The sequence below is a fragment of the Cryobacterium sp. PAMC25264 genome (genome assembly GCF_019443325.1).
Taxonomy (GTDB): domain Bacteria; phylum Actinomycetota; class Actinomycetes; order Actinomycetales; family Microbacteriaceae; genus Cryobacterium.
This window is the reverse complement of sequence record NZ_CP080383.1, coordinates 1,957,858-1,975,691: the sequence shown is the minus strand read 5'-3', so window position 1 is coordinate 1,975,691 and position 17,834 is coordinate 1,957,858. Positions and strand designations below refer to the sequence as shown.

Here is a 17,834-nt window from a genome sequence, read left to right as displayed (position 1 = left end):
CGAAAGGGTGATGAATCGTTTGTCAAGTCTCGCAAGGGACGTTAGCTAAGTCATCCTCCTCCGCTCTGCGTTGTCGGCCGTCGGTCGACAACGCTGGCGGTGGCGTCGCCGCACGGCTGAGAGTTCTGTGCCCCCAACCACAGCGAAATAGCCCGCTAGGAGTGGGCATCCTGGCATGAACCGTCGTTGGCACCGTCGATATTTTCCGCGGGACGGTCTGCGACTTCACAGACGTGCAGGATCTATCGGAATGTCGTCAGTGGGCGGGGAGTAGACGCCGACCGCGCCGGTGGCGGACAGGGCGACGGCGGTGCCGACCGTGTATCCATCCGGTTGGGCGGTCATGAGGTCGAAGGTGAGCACCGAGTCGGCGGCAGCACCCGGATCGGTCAGTCGAAGGTCGAGTCGCACGGTCGACCCGCTGAACGACGAGCGCACGATCACAGCATTGGTGCGCACCGGGTTCAGGTCGAGGCTCAGTTGAGTCGGGCGCAGGAGGGCGCGGGCCCCGGTGCCGCCGCCGCGGTGGTCGTAGGCGACGCTCAGACGCCCGAGTGCGCTCTCGGCGACGGTGCCCTGCACGTGGCATGGAACAAAAATGGCGTCGCCGAGAAAGACCGCGGTCTCTGACGTTGACGGGTTCTGGAACACGTGGATGGGTGAGCCGGCCTGATCGATCCGGCCCCCGGAGATCACCGCGATCTGCTGGCCGAAAGACAGCGCCTCTGCCTGGTCGTGCGTCACGAGGACTGTCGTGGTGCCGGTGTGCTCCAGCGCCTCCACCACCGCGTGCCTGGTCTGGCTGCGCAACCCTGCGTCCAGCGCGCTGAACGGTTCATCGAGCAGCAGGATGCGTGGTGCGGGAGCCAGCGCACGAGCCAGGGCCACGCGTTGTTGCTGCCCTCCCGACAGCTCATGGGGGTAGCGCTGCAAGAGCCGCTTGTCGAGGCCGACGAGCTCGGCGGCGGCCTCCGCCTCGTGGCGCCGCCGCTGGTTGCCACGCAGGCCGAAGTGAATGTTCTGTGCCACCGTGAGGTGGGGGAAGAGGGCGCCGTCTTGGGCGACGTATCCGATGCCGCGGCGATGGGCGGGAACGAACACCGTCTCATCGGAGACGATCGAATGGTCGATGCGCACACTGCCGGCATCCGGGCGGTCGAAGCCCGCGATCAGCCGGAGCAGCGTGCTTTTGCCGCTTCCGGAGGCGCCCACTATCGCCAGGCGGCTGCCGGCCTCTAACGACAGTGAGACGTCGCGCAGCACGGGCACGCCGCCGAGGTCCTTGCAGACTCCTGAGATGGTGAGGGACGTCATCCGCGCTCTCGCTTTCTGGACTGGGTGAAGAGAATCGCGACGGCAGGTGCGGCGAGCAGGATCAGCAGTACGGCGTAGGGTGCGGCGTTCGCGTAGGCCACCGACGAGCTCGCCGACCAGAATTGTGTGGCCAGAGTCCTCGTGCCATTGGGCGCCAGGAGGAGGGTTGCGGTGAGCTCGTTGGCGGCTCCGAGCCCGACCAAAGCGGCGCCGGCGCCGATGGACGGCAGGATCAGCGGAAGCGTGACGTGGATCCGGGCGGCAAGCGGCGACCGGCCGAGCGCTCGTGCGGCCTCCTCGAGGGCGATCGGCGCTTGCGCGAGTCCCGACCGCAGGCTGACCAGTGCACGCGGCATGAAGATGATGACGTACGCGAACATGACGGTCCACGTCGTTTGGTACAGCGCCGGGAACGTCCGCAGGGTGACCGTCACCAGGGCCAGCGCGACGATGATCGCCGGAAGGCTGCTGGACACGTAGGTGGCGCCCTCGAGGGCCCGGGCCATCCGTCCGGGATGACGCACCGCGAGCCACGCCACCGGCAGCGCCACGGCTATCGCGGCTACAGCACCGCCGCCGGCCAGGAACATCGTCTGCAGTACGGCGGTGCCCAGCTCGGGTTGGGCCCAGGAAGCCGCCCCGCCGGCGACCAGCCACCGGGTGAGGCTTGCCAGGGGGACGCCGAGGGACAGCGCGACCAGCACCCCGAGGGCGACAACGGCGAGGGGCGAGAACGCGCCCAGCCTCATTCGCGGTCCCGGGCGGCCGCTACCGGAGCCGACCTTGGCATAGCGGGCGTGACCCCGGGTGGACGCCTCGAGAACCAGAAGCACCAGACAGATCATCGCCAGCACAACGCCCAGCGCGCTGGCAGCGGGTCCCGCGAACGTTGACTGATACTGAACGACGATGGCGGTGGTGAAGGTGTCGAAACGGATCAGGGCGAAGGCGCCGTACTCGGACAAGAGATGCAGCGCGACCACGAGTCCACCGCCCCAGATCGCCAATTTCAGCTGGGGCAGGACCACGGTGAAAAACACTCTCCAGGTACCGTGCCCCAGGCTGCGTGCCGTCTCTTCGAGGGCCGGGTCGAGCCGGCGGATGGTCGCGGCTGCGGGCAGGTAGACCAGGGGGAAATACGCCAGTGTGGCCACCAGCAGGCCACCGCCCAGGCCGCCGATCGAGGGAACGGCGCTCACCCAGCCGTAGCTGCTGACGAATGCCGGCACGGCGAGTGGCGCGGCGAGCAGGACCGCCCACAGACGTCCGGCCGGAAGCAACGTGCGTTCCACCAGCCAGGCCCCGCCGACGCCGATTGACACGCAGAGGGGAACGCCGATGGCCACCAGAAGTACCGAGTTGACCAGAAGCTCACCGACCTTGGGCCGGAAGATCAACGGCGCCAAGGTGGGCCAGCCCACCTGGGCCACAACGGAGACGACAAAGCCGACGGGGACCAGCACTGTGAGGGCGATCGCGCACACGAGAGCGAGCAGCAGGGGGGAGGGCCTCGAGCCGGGGTTCGCGATCCGCCTGGGCTGCCCGCGCGGGGCCGTCGACGTGGTCACGTTGTCCATCCTCTCGCCCCGACGAGGTTACCCGATGCCGGTTAGAGGATCCCGGCTTCGGTCATCAGGTCGGTCACCTTGGTGCTGTTCAACGTGGCCGGGTCCACCAGGGGAGCGTCCAGGGTGTCCAGAGCGGGCAACGCCGGGTTCGGCGTCACGTCGCTGGCGACCGGGTACTCGAAACTCGTGCCGGTCTGCAGAATGCTCTGCCCCGTCTTTCCTGTGATGAACTTCAGAAAAGCCTGGGCGACTGGCTGGTTCTTGCTCGACGCGAGCACGCCGCCACCGGAGACGCTGACGAATGCCCCCGGGTCCTGATTCTTGAAGTAGTGCAGGGCGGTGTTGGCGCTGTTCTCCTTCGTTCCGGCCTGGTCGATGTACCAGTAGTAGTGGTAGATCACGCCCAGTGGGATCTCGCCGGCGTTGACCGCCTTCATCACCGTGCTGTTGCCCTTGTAGTCGACGGAGTTCGTCTTCATCGCGGTGAGCCACGCCGCCGTGGCGTCGGCGCCCTTCAACTCGAGCATCGCCGACACGATGGCCTGGAAGTCGGCGCCGCCAGGCGACGCGGCCCATCGCCCCTTCCACGCCGGGTCGGCAAGGTCCTCCAACGATGCCGGCAGCTCCGCTTCGGTGATCAGCGCCGGGTTGTACACCACGACGGTCGAGCGCGCGGCGATTCCGGTCCACGTTCCGGTGGACGGCTTGTAGGCATCTGGCACCTGGTCGAGCACGTCGGCGTCCAGATCGGAGAACAGACCGGCATTGTCGACGAGCGACATCGCAGGTGAGTTCTCGGTGAGGAACACATCGGCCGGGGACGCCGCACCCTCGGCGATGATCTGGTTGCCGAGCTCGGAGTCCGACCCGTTCCGGAGAGTGATGGTGACGCCGGTCTCCGCGGTGAATTCGTCGGCCCATTGCTGGGTCAATTCCTCGTGCTGGGCGTTATAGACCGTCAGGCTCGAGCCGGCCAGCGAATCGGCGGCGGCCGAGGTCACGGGCGTCGTCCTGGCGGACGTCGCGCATCCGGACAAGGCCACAAGGACTGAGGTCGCTGCGGCGACGGCGACGATCGTGGAAGGCTGAATTCTCATGGGTCCCTTGCTGGAGAGCGTGAAACTGACAGTAGGAGAGCCTACCCTAAGTAACTCCAGGGGCGTCCTTCACGTTGTATTCCCAGCTGTTCAGCGCAGTGCTCGAGGATCGGCTTTCCTGCATGGCGCAGCTCACAAGCCGGGAGCTGCCACCTCGGACTTGATGTCGACAGTGGCGACTCGAGCGTTCCGTTCAGCCAAGGTGCGCTAAGTCGACCGCCGTGGACTTTAGATACGCAGTGTTACGCGACGTGCCGGGAGAAGCGCCTCCTACCAAGTGGTATCGCGGCGAAGGACCGCGTCATAGCCACCATCCACGAAAATGACCTGCCCGCACAGATGTGAGTTCTCTTCGTCGGCGAGCCACGCGAGCAACCGGGCCGCGACGATGGGGTCGAACGGACCGTTGAGCGGCATTGGTACTTGCGTGTTCAGCTTCGCCCGGCCTTCGGGCGTGGCAACGAGGTCCCTCGTCATCGGGGTGAGCACAACACCGGGTGCGATGGCATTAAGCGGAATGCCGGCTCCGGCCCACAGTGCGTTGGTCGCGTTGGTACGCAGCCAGCGGGCCAGAGCGCGCTTGCTGGACGAGTAGATCTGGTGTCCGGTTGCCGGAGACTTGGCGAGTTCACCGCAACGAGCCACAGCTTCCTCTTCGGTACCCTCGAGGAACAGGCGTTCCAGTTCCTCGTCGTACGACTGGAGAGAAGCCATCGAGTCAACCACGACGGCCCGCGGAGCGGCGGACCGCGTGAGCAAGGGGCGCAGGCCCTCCAGCGTCGCGATCGCGCCGTAGTAGTTCACGGACGCTGTGACGGGGATCGGGTGGCTCAGTCCCGCGACCGCGATAACTGCGTCTAGCGTGCCCCCTGACAACTCGGTCGCCTGCTCGACAAGGGCCACCCGGCCGTCGCTGGTGGACAGGTCAGCGTTGATGTCGGTGTCTGTGAGGTCAGCGCCGATGACTCGGTGACCGCGGGAAGTCAGCAGCTCGGCCGTGGCCTTGCCGATACCGCTGCCGGCACCGGTGACGAGGTAGGTTCTAGTGGTCATTTCACAACTTTCTGGGTTCAGTGTAGGGATGTACTGCTGTTTCAGTGCGGACAGAGTGAACTATGGCGTCGTCACGGAACCTGCGGAGAAGGCGGTTGAACTGGATGCGGTCGTCTTCGGGCCACTCGCGCATCAACTCAGCCATCATCGAGTCGCCGGCCTGCACCAAAGCTCTGGCTGCAGCCGTCCCGGCAGGAGTGAGGCGCAGGAGAGTGGCGCGGGTATCGTCAGGATCCGGCAGTTTCTCGACAAGCTCGATTGCGCTGAGGCGATTGCTCAGTTTAGAGATGGCCGACGCACCGACACGGAGTCGGGTAGCCAGCGCGGACGCCCGTTGGTTTCCCTCGCGTGCGAGCAGCGTGATCGCCACGATGGACGTGGCGTCAAGATCCAACCCGGCGCCCGCAGCGAGACCCCTCATGAACGATCCAGAGGACCAGACCGAGAAGACTTCAAGCAGGGCCGCAAGCTGGTCGGATCGGTACGACGGTGCACGCAGGACTTTCGCGGCATCGTCTGAAAGAGAATCAGTCATTGCGCCATTTGTCCCGTCTGTCATCAGCCAGACGAACGCCGGCTATTTACTGTCTTAGGGACAGTATATACCTCGCGGCCTCGACGAACCGGCAAAAACAATGTATGTTTCTTGAACGCGATATTTCGCCAGAGTCATCGGGATTGTAACTAACGGCAAAACTCGAGACGACAGTTCATGCACTTCTTTGTGCATGCGCTAATCCGTCTTTTAGTGACCGAGGAACATCCATGACTAATTCCAGCGTTCTAGACAGCCTGCGTGGCGGTCTCGTGGTTTCCTGCCAGGCCTTGCCGGGCGAGCCACTATTCGTCGATCACGGCGGCGTGATGCCGCTCTTGGCCACTGCCGCCGCACAGGCCGGAGCGGTGGCGATTCGATCCAACTCGACGCGTGACGTCCGCGAGATCAAGGCAGCTGTACGGCTCCCGGTGATCGGGCTGATCAAGAAGCAGTACCCACCGTTTGAGCCGTTCATCACTGCGACCATGGCCGAGGTGGATGCCTTAGTCGCAGCGGGGGCGGACATCGTCGCTCTGGATCTCACTCATCGTGACCGCGTTGACGGTCTGAGCCCCGCCGAATTCATCGCGCAGATCCGTGCCGAACACAAGGGTCTGGTTCTCATGGCAGACATTGCCACTCTCGATGAAGGCCTTGCCGCTGCAGAAGCCGGGGTCGACTTCGTCGGTACGACCCTCAGCGGCTATACGCCTCAGTCCACTGGATCACCGGCTCCGAACTTCGGGCTGGTCGAACAACTGGCGTCCAGGACGGACGTGCCGATCATCGCGGAAGGCCGCATCCGGACCCCGGAGCAGGCTCGTCAGATGATCGATCTCGGCGCTTTCTGCGTGGTGGTCGGTGGCGCGATCACTCGGCCGCTGGAAATCGCCGCCGAGTTCGTCGACGCCCTCGCCTAAATCCCATCCCCTAAACCTCATCCTTTCCTCCATGCGGGACTATGTCGTCGCGCCATAAATGAGAGCGGTTATCGTGTTCAAACAATTCCAGAAGATCGGCAAAGCGTTCATGCTGCCTATCGCCATCCTGCCAGCCGCCGGGCTTCTGCTCGGCGTCGGCGGTGCACTGTCCAATCCGAATACGGTCTTGGCCTTCCCTGCGTTGGACAACCCGGTCCTACAGGGAATCTTCGGTGTCATGTCCGCCGCGGGATCGACGATCTTCAACAACCTCGCACTACTTCTCTCCATCGGTCTCTGCATCGGCCTCGCGAAGCGCGACAAGGGGACCGCCGCCCTGGCCGGCATCGTCGGATACCTGGTCATGACCGCCACCATCACAGCGATGCTGGACATCTTCAAGCCCGGTTCTGAACCCGTGGACACCGGCGTCGTGGGCGCGCTCGTCATTGGCGCCACTGCTGTCTTCCTGCATAACCGCTACCGCAACATCGAACTGCCGGCGGTACTCGGCTTCTTCGGCGGATCCCGCTTCGTGCCTATCGTCACGGCCTTCGCAGCGATTTTCGTGGGCATCTTCTTCTTCCTCACCTGGCCACCGATTCAGCAAGGCATGGTGTCTGCCGGCACGTGGATGGCTGGCCTCGGTCCTCTGGGGACGTTCTTCTACGGTTTCGGGATGCGCCTCAGCGGCGCCGTGGGCCTGCACCACATGATCTACCCCCTGTTCTGGTTCACGCCACTGGGCGGAACCGAATTGGTCAACGGAGTCTCGGTCTCGGGAGCTCAGAAGATCTTCTTCGCACAGCTCGCCGACCCCAATCACGTGGGACTGTTCACCGAGGGCACACGCTACTTCTCCGGTCGTTTTGCGACCATGATGTTCGGCCTTCCGGCTGCCTGCCTCGCCATGTGGCACTGCATCCCCAAGGGCCGTCGCGCCAAGTACACCGGCCTGTTCCTTTCCGTCGCGCTGACTTCGTTCATCACGGGCATCACCGAACCCATCGAATTCATGTTCCTTTTCGTCGCACCCCTGCTCTACGTCTTCCATGCCTTCCTGGACGGCGTCTCCTTCTTCCTCGCCGACATCCTGGACATTCGTCTCGGCAACACGTTCTCTGGTGGCGCGATCGACTTCACGCTCTTTGGCATCCTGCAAGGCAACGACCAGACCAACTGGCTCCTGGTGCTGCCCATCGGTGCGGTCTGGTTCGCCCTGTACTACTTCTCCTTCCGCTTCGCCATCAAACGGTTCAAGATCGGCACTCCGGGACATCTGGAGGACACCATCGGAGCCATCGAGCCGGAAGCCCAGGACGACCCCGCACTCGTACCCGTCACGGTGGGCGGCGGCGGCGAGACCACGATCCAAAAGGAAGCCGCCAGGGTCCTTGAGGCCTTGGGCGGGGCAGCCAACCTCGAAGAGGTGGACGCCTGCATCACCCGCCTGCGCGTCTCCGTGAAGGACCCCACCAAAGTTGACAAGCCCGCGCTGCGCAAACTGGGAGCGACGGACGTGTTCGAAGTGCGGGGCGGTGTCCAAGCGGTCTACGGCGGCAAAGCCATTTTGTACAAGAGCGCAATCAATGAAAGCCTCGGCCTGGACGACTAAGGAATCACGCATATGTTAAACCCATTCAAGAAACAGAAGAGCGAATCCGTCTACAGCCCTGTCGCAGGGCGGATCGTCTCTCTCGATGAAGTGCCGGACCCGGTCTTCGCACAGCGATCTGTCGGCGACGGATTTGCCGTCGAACCAAGTGAAGGCTCATTTCGCAGCCCGGTGGACGGCGAGTTGGTTCTGGTCGCCAAGACCCTGCACGCCTTCGCCGTCCGCACGCCCGAGGGGGCGGAGATCCTGGTCCATGTCGGAATCGACACCGTCACCCTCAAGGGCGAAGGATTCACCGGACATCGGCAGGCAGGCGAGACGGTCGCTCGCGGTGACGTGATCATCAGTTGCGACCTCGACACCATGAGGTCGAAGGTGCCGGCCATGGTCACCCCCGTCCTGCTGACCAATGGGGCCAAATTTGCCATGAGTGCGCCGGATTTTTACGCAGACGGCGCCTCCGTGATCACGGTTCGGCGGAAATGAGAGTGCAACCATGGACGTAACGCTGGGAAAATCGGCCACCATCAAGCGCGTCTATAACAACAACGTGCTGCTCGCCACGGAAGCCGACAGCACTGAAGTCGTGTTACTGGGCAAAGGAATCGGTTTCCAGCGCCGACCGGGTGAAACCGTGGACACTTCCTTGGCCGATCAACGTTTCGTCGACGAAGGGCTCTACCTCGCCCCTCAACTGGCGGACCTGCTCAGCGAGGCATCCTCAGACCACATCGCGGTCGCTCAGACAATCACCGAGTTGGGCCACGCTGCACTGGGCCTTGAGCCCCGACAATCGCTGATGATCCCGGTTCTTGACCACCTCACTTTTGCGGTGCGTCGGGCGCAGGAAGGCACTCATATCGACTTCCCACTCCGGTGGGAGGTTGCGCAGCTCTACCCTGCAGAGGCAGCTCTGGGGCGTCAGGTTGTGGCACTGGTAAACGACAGTCTGGGCGTCCAGCTGCAGGATGACGAGTGGGTGGCTTTCGCGCTGCACTTCGTGAACCAGCAGTGGACGAAGGGGGACTTTTCGAAGACCGTCGCCATGACCGAAACCATCAGCCGGGTGTTCCTTCGTCTGGCGGAACGCTGGGGCTGGCCGATCGATGAGAACGCAAGCAGCGCCGCGCGCTTCGTGACGCATCTCCGTTACGTCTTTGCGCGGGCCGCCAGCGACAAGCAACTGCAAACGTCTCGCCTGGACGTACTCAGCGCGGTACAGCTGGCCTATCCCGAAGCTGCCGAGGCCGCATTGGACATCGCCGCGCTGATCGGCGACGCGATCAATCGCGTCATCACGAAGGACGAAATCTCGTATCTCGCCCTGCACACAACGCGTCTCTATGTCGAAATGACTGAGCACCAATGACCGCTGAGCCGATGAGTTCCGGTCGCTAGGAGAAGAAGCACTATGGAAATCATCATCGTTCCCACGCCGACCGAGGTGGGCCGCGTCGCGGCGGCCAGGGTCGCCTCCGTCGTCGCAATGAAGCCATCGGCCGTCATCGGGCTCGCCACCGGATCAAGCCCCCAGGGGCTTTACAGCGACCTGAAACGACGCGTGCAGGCCGGCGACATCTCGTTCGTCGACGCACACGGGTTCGCTCTTGATGAGTACGTGGGGATCTCGCTCGACCACCCGGAGTCATACGCGAGCGTAATCACCCGTGACGTTGTCGTTCCCCTGGGCTTCGACCCCGCGCGCGTCCAGGTGCCCGACGGCCGGGCCAATGACCTCGAGTCCGCCGCGCGGGCCTATGACGCCGCCATCCGAGCGTCCGGCGGGATCGACGTGCAGATTCTCGGTATCGGCACCAATGGGCACATCGGTTTCAACGAGCCGACGTCGTCGTTCGCCTCACGGACCCGGATCAAAACGCTTGCCCCGCTGACGCGCGAAGCGAACGCGCGATTCTTCGACTCGATCGAGCAGGTGCCGATGCACTGCATGACTCAGGGGCTCGGCACGATCCTCGAGGCACGGCAGCTTCTGCTGGTGGCGCAAGGCTCGGCGAAGGCGAAAGCTGTCGCCGCCGCGATCGAAGGCCCGCTCAGTTCTTTCGTGCCCGGCAGCGCGCTGCAGCTGCACCAGCACGCCACCGTCGTCCTGGACGAAGCTGCGGCGGCGGAGTTGCAACTCGCCGACTACTACCGGTATACATACGCCAACAAGCCGACCTGGCAACTCGACCAGTGACTGAGACGTTATCGCAGACGACGCTGATACGCGCGGCACGCGCGGTGGACGCGCACAGAATCATCGACGACGTCTGGGTGCTCATCGCCGGGACCACGATCCAGGCTGTCGGCAGCGGACGGGACGCGCCGGCCGCGCACCGTGTGGTCGAGCTGGGGGAGACGACGCTCGTCCCCGGCTTCATCGACCTCCATGGGCACGGTGGTGCGGATGGCGCCTACGACAACGGGCCGGACGAGATCGCTGCTGCGCTTGCCATGCACCGGCGGCACGGTACGACACGCGCCGTGCTGAGCCTGGTCGCCAACCCCCTTCCGATGCTGGCCCGATCGCTCGACAGCATCCGGGAAGCGATGTCCAACGATCCGTTGATACTCGGCGCCCATCTGGAAGGACCGTTCCTCTCTCCCGACAACCACGGCGCGCACCAACCGGACCATCTCCTTGAGCCATCGCGAGCGAACGTGAATGAGCTCCTGAATCGCGGCCAAGGGGTGCTCGCCCAAATCACCATCGCGCCCGAACTCGTCGGCGCGTATGACGCGATCAAACAAATCGTTGACGGCGGCGTCGTCGCGGCGGTCGGTCACACCGTCGCCTCCCAGCACATCACACGGAGGGCGTTCGACGCCGGAGCGACAGTGCTCACTCATGCTTTCAATGCCATGCCGGGCATCCACCATCGCGAGCCGGGGCCGATCATGGCGGCGGCAGAGGATGACAGTGTCACGTTGGAACTTATCCTCGATGGAGTTCACGTTGCCCCGATCGTCGCCCGCACACTCTTCCAGGCGGTGCCGGGCCGCGTCGCGTTGATCACAGATGCGATGGCGGCGGCGGGTTCACCTGACGGTGCGTATCGGCTCGGCTCGCTGGACGTGACCGTCGCGGACGGCATCGCGCGCGTCGACGGGACAGAAACCATCGCAGGTTCTACCCTCACTCAGGACTCGGCACTTCGGATGGCTGTCGGTCAGGTCGGCCTGAGCTTGACCGACGCCGTCACCGCCCTCACTGCCACACCTGCGGCTGCGCTCGGGCTGTCGGACCGGCTCGGATACCTCGCTCCCGGATTCGCCGCAGACCTCGTGGGCCTCACCGCTGATCTCACGGTTTCCCACGTCTGGGCTGACGGTAATCAGCTTGCTCTGCGACAAGCCGCACATTTTTAAACGTGATTGCGCGTTCGAAATGGGACGCCACGTGACGGTGTAACCGGATTCACCTGACCTCGACCTGAGCTTGGGGCCCAACCGTGCCCTGTTCGGTTACCTTCGGTCATGGTGCTCACCAATCGTCCCTGGCTCCTCGCGACTGGTCTCAAGTCCGCTTTCGTAGCGGCTCTGGCGACCGGAGCGGTGGGCACCGTCGATTCCACGGTTTGGCTACCGGCAGGCTCCCTCTCCGGGTTGTCCAAAAGGAGGATCCGGACGGAGAGCCGCGCGTGATCGCCGCCCATGGGCGGGGTCGCTTCGTGGGTGATCTGTCGATACTGACTGGCCAAGCCGTCTGCGTCACCGCCGTCGCCCAGACCGACGTGAACGTCGTGAAGAGTGTCTACGACCGGCCCAGAGAGGCGGTCGCCCATAGTCTGGCGCTGGGGGACCTCATCACGCGGGCCCGCATCCTTCGCCGCAAAATCCATGCCGGTCTCGGCGTCGGCCTACGGACCATCGGTTCCTGCTTTTCTGCCGAGACAAGCCTGCTGAGAGACCTCTCTGACCTCGGGCGATGTGAGCATGTATGCGCCGGGGAACACCTGCGACTTCTCCACCGGCACCGGACTCACCGGTGTCGACCTCACTGGAGAGCAGAAGCAGCTCCTCCTCGACGTCATCGCCAACTGGGCCGGTATGGCCGATGAGGAGACCACCGCGACGGCACTGGCCGCGATCGAAGCCGCCCTCGACGAGACTGTCATCGCCTGGTCCGGCGAGACGACATACGACATGAGCATCGGTGACGGCATCTCCTTCTCGATATCGGGCCCGAACGTGTACATCGCGTTCGAGGCTCAGCAGGGCTTGGCCGGCGCGGACGTCGACGGGGTCACCACCTCCGGGTGGGGCCACGTACACACCATCTACCGCGACCCGACCAACGACTACGCCGACAGCGTCACCCAGCAGGCCGCCACCGGCGGCATGGGCGGCGGAACTCGGCCCGACGGAGCAAGTGCCCCGACGAACTGATAGCGACTCGTCGTCACCGTCTTCGCCGGCGGTGACGACGTCGGCGCGCATCGTTCAGGCGGCGGCCCGTTCTCTCCCGAGAAGCTCACCGACGGCCTCTGCATAGGCATCGATCATCCGTTGGCGCCCGAAGCGGATGCGACTGGCGAGGCTGTAGCTGCGGAGCTCCGGCCGACGCTGGAGCACGTCATCCCAGGTCGCCGCGATGTCGGCGGCGTCGTGCGTGGTGACGAATCCGATGCCGTTCACCGATGCGGCGGAGTCGCCGACATCCGTTGTGACCGGCGTCGCACCCGACACGGCGCCTTCGATCAGGCACAGGGGTGATGCTTCGCCGAATGCGCTTGTGAGAGCGACGATGTCGGCAATGCGGTAGATCGCCGGCATGTCATCGCGGATGCCGAGGGCAAGCAGATTCACTCTTCCGCTCACACCCGACTCGTTCAGCAGGGTGCGAAAGGCGTCGTTCTCCAGAGTCATCCCGGCGCCGCACACGAGGTAGTACGTCTCTGGACGCTGCTGGGAGTGCAGAGCGACGGAACGCAGGAACAGGCCCGGATCCTTCATCGTGTCGAACCTGGCCGCGAAAACAACGACGGGCGCAGTTGCCGGTATCCCGAACTGCCGCCGGGTCGATTCGGTCTCGGCCGCCGTACCAGGGCGGAAGCGATCCGTGTCGATCCCGTTGGCGATGACGAAGCGCGCGGTCGTGGGGGAGAGGAAGGGGTCGTAGGCCTTGCTGGTCGACTGGGCGCACGAGATTTCGGCCGATACCAGACCGATCGAGGCTGCTTCGCTGAGCCAGGACAGCGCCGGCCCCGAGTGCAGAGGGTCGGACCGGTGGAGGCAGGCGGCAACGGGGATGTCCGGCATAAATCCGCGTTCGCGCAACGCGAGCAGCAGCCCGATCGGCTGCTCCTTGAGCGACAGAATCACGTCCGCGTGCCGCACCACCTCGGCCGCGATGCGCAGTTGACGCTCGGTGAAGGTGGCCGGTGCGGGAGCATCCGCGCCGCCCAGCCGCCCCAACGTTGTCACGTCGACGCCGGCGCGGGTGAGGCGGACATAGCGGGGGTCGTGGTGCAGATACTGAACGGATGCGTCGCGACGGGCCGCTGATGCGATCGAGAGCACGCTGTGCTGCTGGTGGCCCTCGCTGTGCAGTCCGGCGATCACATCGGTATGCAGGATTCGGGCACCGCCGGCGAAGAAACCCTCATACAGCGACAGCACTCGAATAGGACGGTTCATCGCGACGCCTCTCGGGACATGACCACACAGTGGGGGATGGCGAAGCGTCGAACGCATCCGACGGCACCCACCAAACAACGACGATGCCGTTCGGACAATGTTGGAGGTTACGGGGCGGGAAGTCGATTAATCGCTGGTGTGGATCGGATGAACGAATGTGGGCGCAGGCGGCGCTCAGACGGTGTGCCCGAGCGATGCGACGATGCCTTCCGCCCACACACGAGCCCGGTCCTCTTCTCCGTCGAGCAGGGGACCTTCATACCCGTGCACGCGAAACGACTCCTGTTTCGCTGATGTGTCGAATCCCAGCGAACGTAATTCGTGTTTGGCCGTTTTCGCAGCGGAGCCGGGTAGGCGCGGCTTGTCGACGCGAGTGTCGAATTCGAGGGCGGGGATCGCGGTGGCCGGCCTGGCCAGTTCGCCCAACCACTCCCGGATGCCTCTGGTCGGTTCATGTGGGGCGTGGCGGGATGCGACGGCATCGGCGCGCGTCGAGGCCCGTGTCATGGAGAATGCGTGTGTGGGCCCGCCCACCGCGACGAGGTCGTAGCCGTCGACTGCGCCGGGCGCGGCATCAGATGTCATGACGTCGACCGAACCCAGATCGGCCAACCCGGCTGCGATCGCCTGTGCAACCTTCTCGGTATTGCCCCAGAGGGACTCGTAAACCACCAGTGCACGCATAATTGCTCCTCCGACGACCGACCCGCACGGCCGGTCACGCACATGTTATGCCTGCTGCGGGAATGCCGCACGGGAAGAGGACCGCTGTGAGAATGTGTGCGTCACCGTCCCGGACTCTCGTGTGCTCGGCGCGATCTCGGAGACCCGTCAGCTGCCCCGATACTCCACCTGATCGCTCTACGGGATCAGGATGCTGCTGACATGGCGGCGGGAGGTGGGTCTTGACGGAGGGCGTCCCACTCGTACTCCGCGAAGGACGACGCCTCTGAATAGCTCAGGTTGCGGTGAACCGACATGGCATGCATGCGCCTGCGGAGATATGCCACCGTTTCGAGGGTATCCGGTTCCCCTGCGGTGGTTTCTTCCGGAACACTGATGAGCTCACTACCGGGACCGACCACAACGTGCACGACAATCTCACTCCCGGCGCTGTTGACGGCCGGCAGCTCGAGCAACTCAGGGTCGTGGTCGCCCGGAAAAGTGACGACCAACTCCAGGAGCGCATCCGCAGCCCTGTCGGAGGTCAGGAACGAATCTCCGCAATACGAAATTCTCTTCATGGTCGTACCGGTTCCCTGCCTTGTCGACACGAACCCGCCAAGAGCGACGGCAACCTGACGCGGACGCCTCGAACGGCGTGGGTTCGGCAGGAGGTGTTACATCGGTCGCAACCGTCACAAACGGAAGCAGTTCCTCTCTCGGGGACCGACTGTCGATGCGTCACGGTACCAGGGTGGGGCGGTCGGCCGCAGTCGGCGCAAAAGGGGACCTCGTTCCACGGGCGCCACCGCGGGCGACTAGCGGTCGGCCGGCTCCCGGGTGATCATGGCTGGATGGTGCACTTCACTGATCGAGTGCAAGCCGGCCGACTCTTGGCCCGGCAGCTGCTCTCCCTGCGCGACCAGGACGTCGTCGTTCTCGGCATTCCGCGCGGGGGAGTGCCGGTGGCGTTCGAGGTCGCCTCGGCCCTGGACGCCCCGCTGGACGTGATCGTGGTGCGGAAACTCGGCGTGCCTTTCCAGCCCGAGTTCGCGATGGGCGCCATCGGCGAGGGCGGCGAGGAACTCGTCGACGAATCGATCGTGGCGCTCACCGGCGTCACCGACGCCGAGGTTGAGGCCGTCGAGGCCCGCGAACGCATCGAGCTCGACGCCCGGGTGGCCCGGCTCAGGCCCGGTCGTGACCGGATCGACCTTCGGGGGCGCACCGTGGTGATCGTCGACGACGGCGTCGCCACCGGCGCCACCGCCCAGGTGGCCTGCGACGTCGCGCGGCGGCTGGGTGCCGAGCGCGTCATCCTCGCCGCGCCCGTGATCGCCGCCAGCACGCTGCCGAATCTCACCGGGGCCGACGACATCGTCTACGTGGACGCGCCGGAGTCGTTCTGGGCGGTCGGGCAGTTCTACTCCGACTTCTCGGCGACCGAGGATGACGATGTCACCCGGCTGCTGGAGGAGGCGGACCGGCGGATCGCCGGCGAGTCCGGCCGTGACGCCTCGCCCGGCACCGACACGGATGCCGACCTGGATATCCCGCTGTCCGACGTGACCCTGCGCGGCCACCTACACCTGCCCGCCTCCGCGAGCGCTGTGGTGGTTTTCGCCCACGGCAGCGGCAGCAGCCGGCACAGCCCGCGCAATCAGTACGTGGCCGAGGTGCTGTACAGGGTCGGGCTCGGCACGCTCCTTGTCGACCTGCTCACCCCGGCCGAGGAACTCGACCGCGCCAACGTGTTCGACATCAAGATGCTCGGCCGGCGACTGGCCGCGGTCACCCGATGGCTGACCGACCTCTCCGATGCCTCCCGATTCCGTGTCGGCTACTTCGGCGCCAGCACCGGAGCCGCCGCGGCGCTATGGGCGGCCGGCGAGCCGGATCTCGAGATCGGCGCGGTGGTGTCCCGCGGGGGCCGACCTGACCTGGCCGGCGACCGGCTGCCGCAGGTTACCGCGCCGACCCTGCTCATTGTCGGCGGCGCCGACCTCACGGTGCTCGAACTCAACCGGGACGCGCAACGACTTCTCCGTTGCGAGAACCGGCTGGCCGTCGTGCCCGGGGCCACGCATCTCTTCTCGGAACCGGGCACCCTGGGCGCGGCCGCCGACCTGGCCGCCGAGTGGTTCGCCCGCCACCTGCTGTCGTAACCCTCGTCGCCGATCGAGCGGATGCCGGCCGGCAACTGGCCCGGCTCCTCCAGTGCCGCAACATCGTGGTGCTCGGCCTGCACCCCTGGACGTGATCGTCGTGCGCAGGCTTCGTCTGCCCCTCGCCCCCGACTGAGCAGTGTTCAGTGCTCGCGCCAGCGTCCCTCCCGGAACGACACCGCGGCCTGGCGCACCTCGACCACGGCGTAGAGGGCCGCCGGGCATCTCTCAGCCCAGGCCAGCGCGACGGCGCGATTCGGTACGTCGATCACGAAGCAGCCCGAGAGCGTCTCCACCGCGTCGAGGTAGGGGCCCTCCTGCACCTGACGGCTGCCGCCGCGGAGGGTCACCGTGGTGGACTCCGCGGCGGGCCGGAAGATGTCCGCCGCAATCAGAGCACCCGACTCCTGGAGCGACGCGGCGTAGGCGTCGAACAGCTCGCGGAACGGCGGCAGCTCCTCCTCGGAGACGTCACCCTCCTCGCTCTCGGCCTTGATGATGAGCAACGAGAAGCGCATGAGATCTCCTTCGATCCTTCCAGCGGTCAGGCGGTGCGTGGTGCGGTTGGAACGGTTACAGGTCGAGCGATTCGTGCGGTTCGAGCGGAAAGAAAGTGCCGCCGTTCTGCTCGGTGGCCGCCTTGATCCGGGAGTTGGCGAGGTCCTTGCCGCTACGCGACAAGCCCATCTCGTGAGTGGGAAAGCTCCGCATCGGCTTGACGGCGAGCACGTAGTCGATGACCTCGGCGATCTTCAACCACGGCGCACCGGCCGGAACGGCCAGCGTCTTGACCTTCACATCCTCCGGAATCGTGAACGAGTCACCCGGGTAGAACAACTCGTCGTTGACGAGCACGCCCACATTGTCGATCACTGGAATCGACGAGTGGATGACGGCGTGCTTCTCACCGAAGAACCGGAGCGTGAACGGACCGGCTTCGATGGTGTCGCCGGCGGAGACGATCGTCACGGCGATATCGCCAGAGGCGGCGGCCACGCCGGCCGACCCGTAGATGGGAACGCCCGGGTTCATGGCGATCACGCGGTTCAACTGCTCGGGCGTCCAATGGTCGGCGTGCTCGTGCGTGATCACGACGGCCGCCGCATTGGCCGTTTCGGTCAGCGCTGTGGTGAACGAGCCCGGATCGATGAACAGCTTCTGCCCGGAGGCTTCGAGGACGAGTGCGGCGTGCTCCAGTTTGGTCAACTTCATGTTCTGAGCTAATACCCAAACGGGGGTGCGGACAACGCGCGACACGCGC

General features: G+C 65.0%; 18 protein-coding genes. 8 read left to right on the top strand and 10 right to left on the bottom strand.

Going from position 1 to position 17,834, the window contains the following annotated elements:
• Positions 1-225: 225 nt before the first annotated feature.
• From KY500_RS09065 to KY500_RS09045, 5 genes are all read right to left on the bottom strand, one after another.
• Complete coding sequence (locus KY500_RS09065) at positions 226-1,314, bottom strand: ABC transporter ATP-binding protein (protein WP_219903165.1); 1,089 nt, start codon at positions 1,312-1,314, stop codon at positions 226-228.
• Entirely contained in the window at positions 1,311-2,891 is a 1,581-nt protein-coding gene (locus KY500_RS09060; protein WP_219903164.1) for an iron ABC transporter permease, read from the bottom strand. The genes KY500_RS09065 and KY500_RS09060 overlap by 4 nt, the downstream gene beginning before the upstream one ends.
• Positions 2,892-2,923: 32 nt before the next feature.
• Entirely contained in the window at positions 2,924-3,979 is a 1,056-nt protein-coding gene (locus KY500_RS09055) for an iron ABC transporter substrate-binding protein (RefSeq protein WP_219903163.1), read from the bottom strand.
• Between the two features lie 270 nt (positions 3,980-4,249).
• On the bottom strand, positions 4,250-5,032 hold the full coding sequence (locus KY500_RS09050; protein WP_219903162.1) for an SDR family oxidoreductase: 783 nt from the start codon (positions 5,030-5,032) through the stop codon (positions 4,250-4,252).
• 1 nt (position 5,033) lies between these two features.
• Positions 5,034-5,567, bottom strand: coding sequence for a MarR family winged helix-turn-helix transcriptional regulator (locus tag KY500_RS09045; RefSeq protein WP_219903161.1), 534 nt, complete (start codon positions 5,565-5,567; stop codon positions 5,034-5,036).
• A 230-nt stretch (positions 5,568-5,797) separates the two neighbouring features.
• On the opposite strand from KY500_RS09045, the gene KY500_RS09040 reads away from it, so the two are divergent.
• The 7 genes from KY500_RS09040 to KY500_RS09010 all read left to right on the top strand — a co-directional run bounded on the left by KY500_RS09040 (position 5,798) and on the right by KY500_RS09010 (position 12,494).
• Complete coding sequence (locus tag KY500_RS09040; RefSeq protein WP_219903160.1) at positions 5,798-6,490, top strand: N-acetylmannosamine-6-phosphate 2-epimerase; 693 nt, start codon at positions 5,798-5,800, stop codon at positions 6,488-6,490.
• A 73-nt stretch (positions 6,491-6,563) separates the two neighbouring features.
• Positions 6,564-8,105 (top strand): PTS transporter subunit EIIC, encoded by a 1,542-nt coding sequence (locus KY500_RS09035; RefSeq protein ID WP_219903159.1) that lies wholly within the window; start codon positions 6,564-6,566, stop codon positions 8,103-8,105.
• Positions 8,106-8,117: 12 nt separating this feature from the next.
• Positions 8,118-8,591, top strand: a complete 474-nt coding sequence (locus KY500_RS09030) for a PTS glucose transporter subunit IIA (protein ID WP_219903158.1) — start codon at positions 8,118-8,120, stop codon at positions 8,589-8,591.
• 10 nt (positions 8,592-8,601) lie between these two features.
• Positions 8,602-9,474: a PRD domain-containing protein gene (locus tag KY500_RS09025; RefSeq protein WP_219903157.1), complete on the top strand. Its 873-nt coding sequence runs from the start codon at positions 8,602-8,604 to the stop codon at positions 9,472-9,474.
• Between the two features lie 42 nt (positions 9,475-9,516).
• Complete coding sequence (nagB, locus tag KY500_RS09020; protein ID WP_219903156.1) at positions 9,517-10,302, top strand: glucosamine-6-phosphate deaminase; 786 nt, start codon at positions 9,517-9,519, stop codon at positions 10,300-10,302.
• Positions 10,299-11,474 (top strand): N-acetylglucosamine-6-phosphate deacetylase, encoded by a 1,176-nt coding sequence (nagA, locus tag KY500_RS09015; RefSeq protein ID WP_219903155.1) that lies wholly within the window; start codon positions 10,299-10,301, stop codon positions 11,472-11,474. The genes nagB and nagA overlap by 4 nt, the downstream gene beginning before the upstream one ends.
• A gap of 567 nt (positions 11,475-12,041) precedes the next feature.
• Complete coding sequence (locus KY500_RS09010) at positions 12,042-12,494, top strand: DUF3500 domain-containing protein (RefSeq protein WP_219903154.1); 453 nt, start codon at positions 12,042-12,044, stop codon at positions 12,492-12,494.
• Positions 12,495-12,548: 54 nt separating this feature from the next.
• Here KY500_RS09010 and KY500_RS09005 read toward each other — a convergent pair whose 3' ends face one another.
• The 3 genes from KY500_RS09005 to KY500_RS08995 all read right to left on the bottom strand — a co-directional run bounded on the left by KY500_RS09005 (position 12,549) and on the right by KY500_RS08995 (position 14,989).
• Positions 12,549-13,745 carry a glycosyltransferase gene (locus KY500_RS09005; protein WP_219903153.1) on the bottom strand — a complete coding sequence of 399 codons (1,197 nt, stop codon included), beginning with the start codon at positions 13,743-13,745 and terminating at the stop codon, positions 12,549-12,551.
• Positions 13,746-13,919: 174 nt separating this feature from the next.
• A complete protein-coding gene (locus tag KY500_RS09000) occupies positions 13,920-14,429 on the bottom strand; it encodes a flavodoxin domain-containing protein (protein ID WP_219903152.1) in 510 nt (169 codons plus the stop codon).
• 185 nt (positions 14,430-14,614) lie between these two features.
• Positions 14,615-14,989 carry a hypothetical protein gene (locus KY500_RS08995; protein WP_219903151.1) on the bottom strand — a complete coding sequence of 125 codons (375 nt, stop codon included), beginning with the start codon at positions 14,987-14,989 and terminating at the stop codon, positions 14,615-14,617.
• Positions 14,990-15,262: 273 nt separating this feature from the next.
• On the opposite strand from KY500_RS08995, the gene KY500_RS08990 reads away from it, so the two are divergent.
• Entirely contained in the window at positions 15,263-16,573 is a 1,311-nt protein-coding gene (locus tag KY500_RS08990; RefSeq protein ID WP_219903150.1) for a phosphoribosyltransferase, read from the top strand.
• A 143-nt stretch (positions 16,574-16,716) separates the two neighbouring features.
• On the opposite strand, the gene KY500_RS08985 is transcribed toward KY500_RS08990, so the two are convergent.
• Both KY500_RS08985 and KY500_RS08980 read right to left on the bottom strand, forming a co-directional pair.
• The gene (locus KY500_RS08985; protein WP_219903149.1) at positions 16,717-17,091 is read right to left on the bottom strand and encodes a YciI family protein; all 375 of its coding nucleotides are present in this window, start codon (positions 17,089-17,091) and stop codon (positions 16,717-16,719) included.
• Between the two features lie 55 nt (positions 17,092-17,146).
• Positions 17,147-17,785 carry an MBL fold metallo-hydrolase gene (locus tag KY500_RS08980; RefSeq protein WP_219903148.1) on the bottom strand — a complete coding sequence of 213 codons (639 nt, stop codon included), beginning with the start codon at positions 17,783-17,785 and terminating at the stop codon, positions 17,147-17,149.
• Positions 17,786-17,834 lie beyond the last annotated feature (49 nt).

What these genes read in the sequence shown, in the direction of transcription:
- KY500_RS09065 (WP_219903165.1), bottom strand. Translation starts at nt 1,314, where the DNA reads ATGACGTCCCTCACCATCTCAGGAGTCTGCAAGGACCTCGGCGGCGTG.
- KY500_RS09060 (WP_219903164.1), bottom strand. Translation starts at nt 2,891, where the DNA reads ATGGACAACGTGACCACGTCGACGGCCCCGCGCGGGCAGCCCAGGCGG.
- KY500_RS09055 (WP_219903163.1), bottom strand. Translation starts at nt 3,979, where the DNA reads ATGAGAATTCAGCCTTCCACGATCGTCGCCGTCGCCGCAGCGACCTCA.
- KY500_RS09050 (WP_219903162.1), bottom strand. Translation starts at nt 5,032, where the DNA reads ATGACCACTAGAACCTACCTCGTCACCGGTGCCGGCAGCGGTATCGGC.
- KY500_RS09045 (WP_219903161.1), bottom strand. Translation starts at nt 5,567, where the DNA reads ATGACTGATTCTCTTTCAGACGATGCCGCGAAAGTCCTGCGTGCACCG.
- KY500_RS09040 (WP_219903160.1), top strand. Translation starts at nt 5,798, where the DNA reads ATGACTAATTCCAGCGTTCTAGACAGCCTGCGTGGCGGTCTCGTGGTT.
- KY500_RS09030 (WP_219903158.1), top strand. Translation starts at nt 8,118, where the DNA reads ATGTTAAACCCATTCAAGAAACAGAAGAGCGAATCCGTCTACAGCCCT.
- KY500_RS09025 (WP_219903157.1), top strand. Translation starts at nt 8,602, where the DNA reads ATGGACGTAACGCTGGGAAAATCGGCCACCATCAAGCGCGTCTATAAC.
- nagB (WP_219903156.1), top strand. Translation starts at nt 9,517, where the DNA reads ATGGAAATCATCATCGTTCCCACGCCGACCGAGGTGGGCCGCGTCGCG.
- KY500_RS09010 (WP_219903154.1), top strand. Translation starts at nt 12,042, where the DNA reads ATGTATGCGCCGGGGAACACCTGCGACTTCTCCACCGGCACCGGACTC.
- KY500_RS09005 (WP_219903153.1), bottom strand. Translation starts at nt 13,745, where the DNA reads ATGAACCGTCCTATTCGAGTGCTGTCGCTGTATGAGGGTTTCTTCGCC.
- KY500_RS09000 (WP_219903152.1), bottom strand. Translation starts at nt 14,429, where the DNA reads ATGCGTGCACTGGTGGTTTACGAGTCCCTCTGGGGCAATACCGAGAAG.
- KY500_RS08995 (WP_219903151.1), bottom strand. Translation starts at nt 14,989, where the DNA reads ATGAAGAGAATTTCGTATTGCGGAGATTCGTTCCTGACCTCCGACAGG.
- KY500_RS08990 (WP_219903150.1), top strand. Translation starts at nt 15,263, where the DNA reads ATGGTGCACTTCACTGATCGAGTGCAAGCCGGCCGACTCTTGGCCCGG.
- KY500_RS08985 (WP_219903149.1), bottom strand. Translation starts at nt 17,091, where the DNA reads ATGCGCTTCTCGTTGCTCATCATCAAGGCCGAGAGCGAGGAGGGTGAC.
- KY500_RS08980 (WP_219903148.1), bottom strand. Translation starts at nt 17,785, where the DNA reads ATGAAGTTGACCAAACTGGAGCACGCCGCACTCGTCCTCGAAGCCTCC.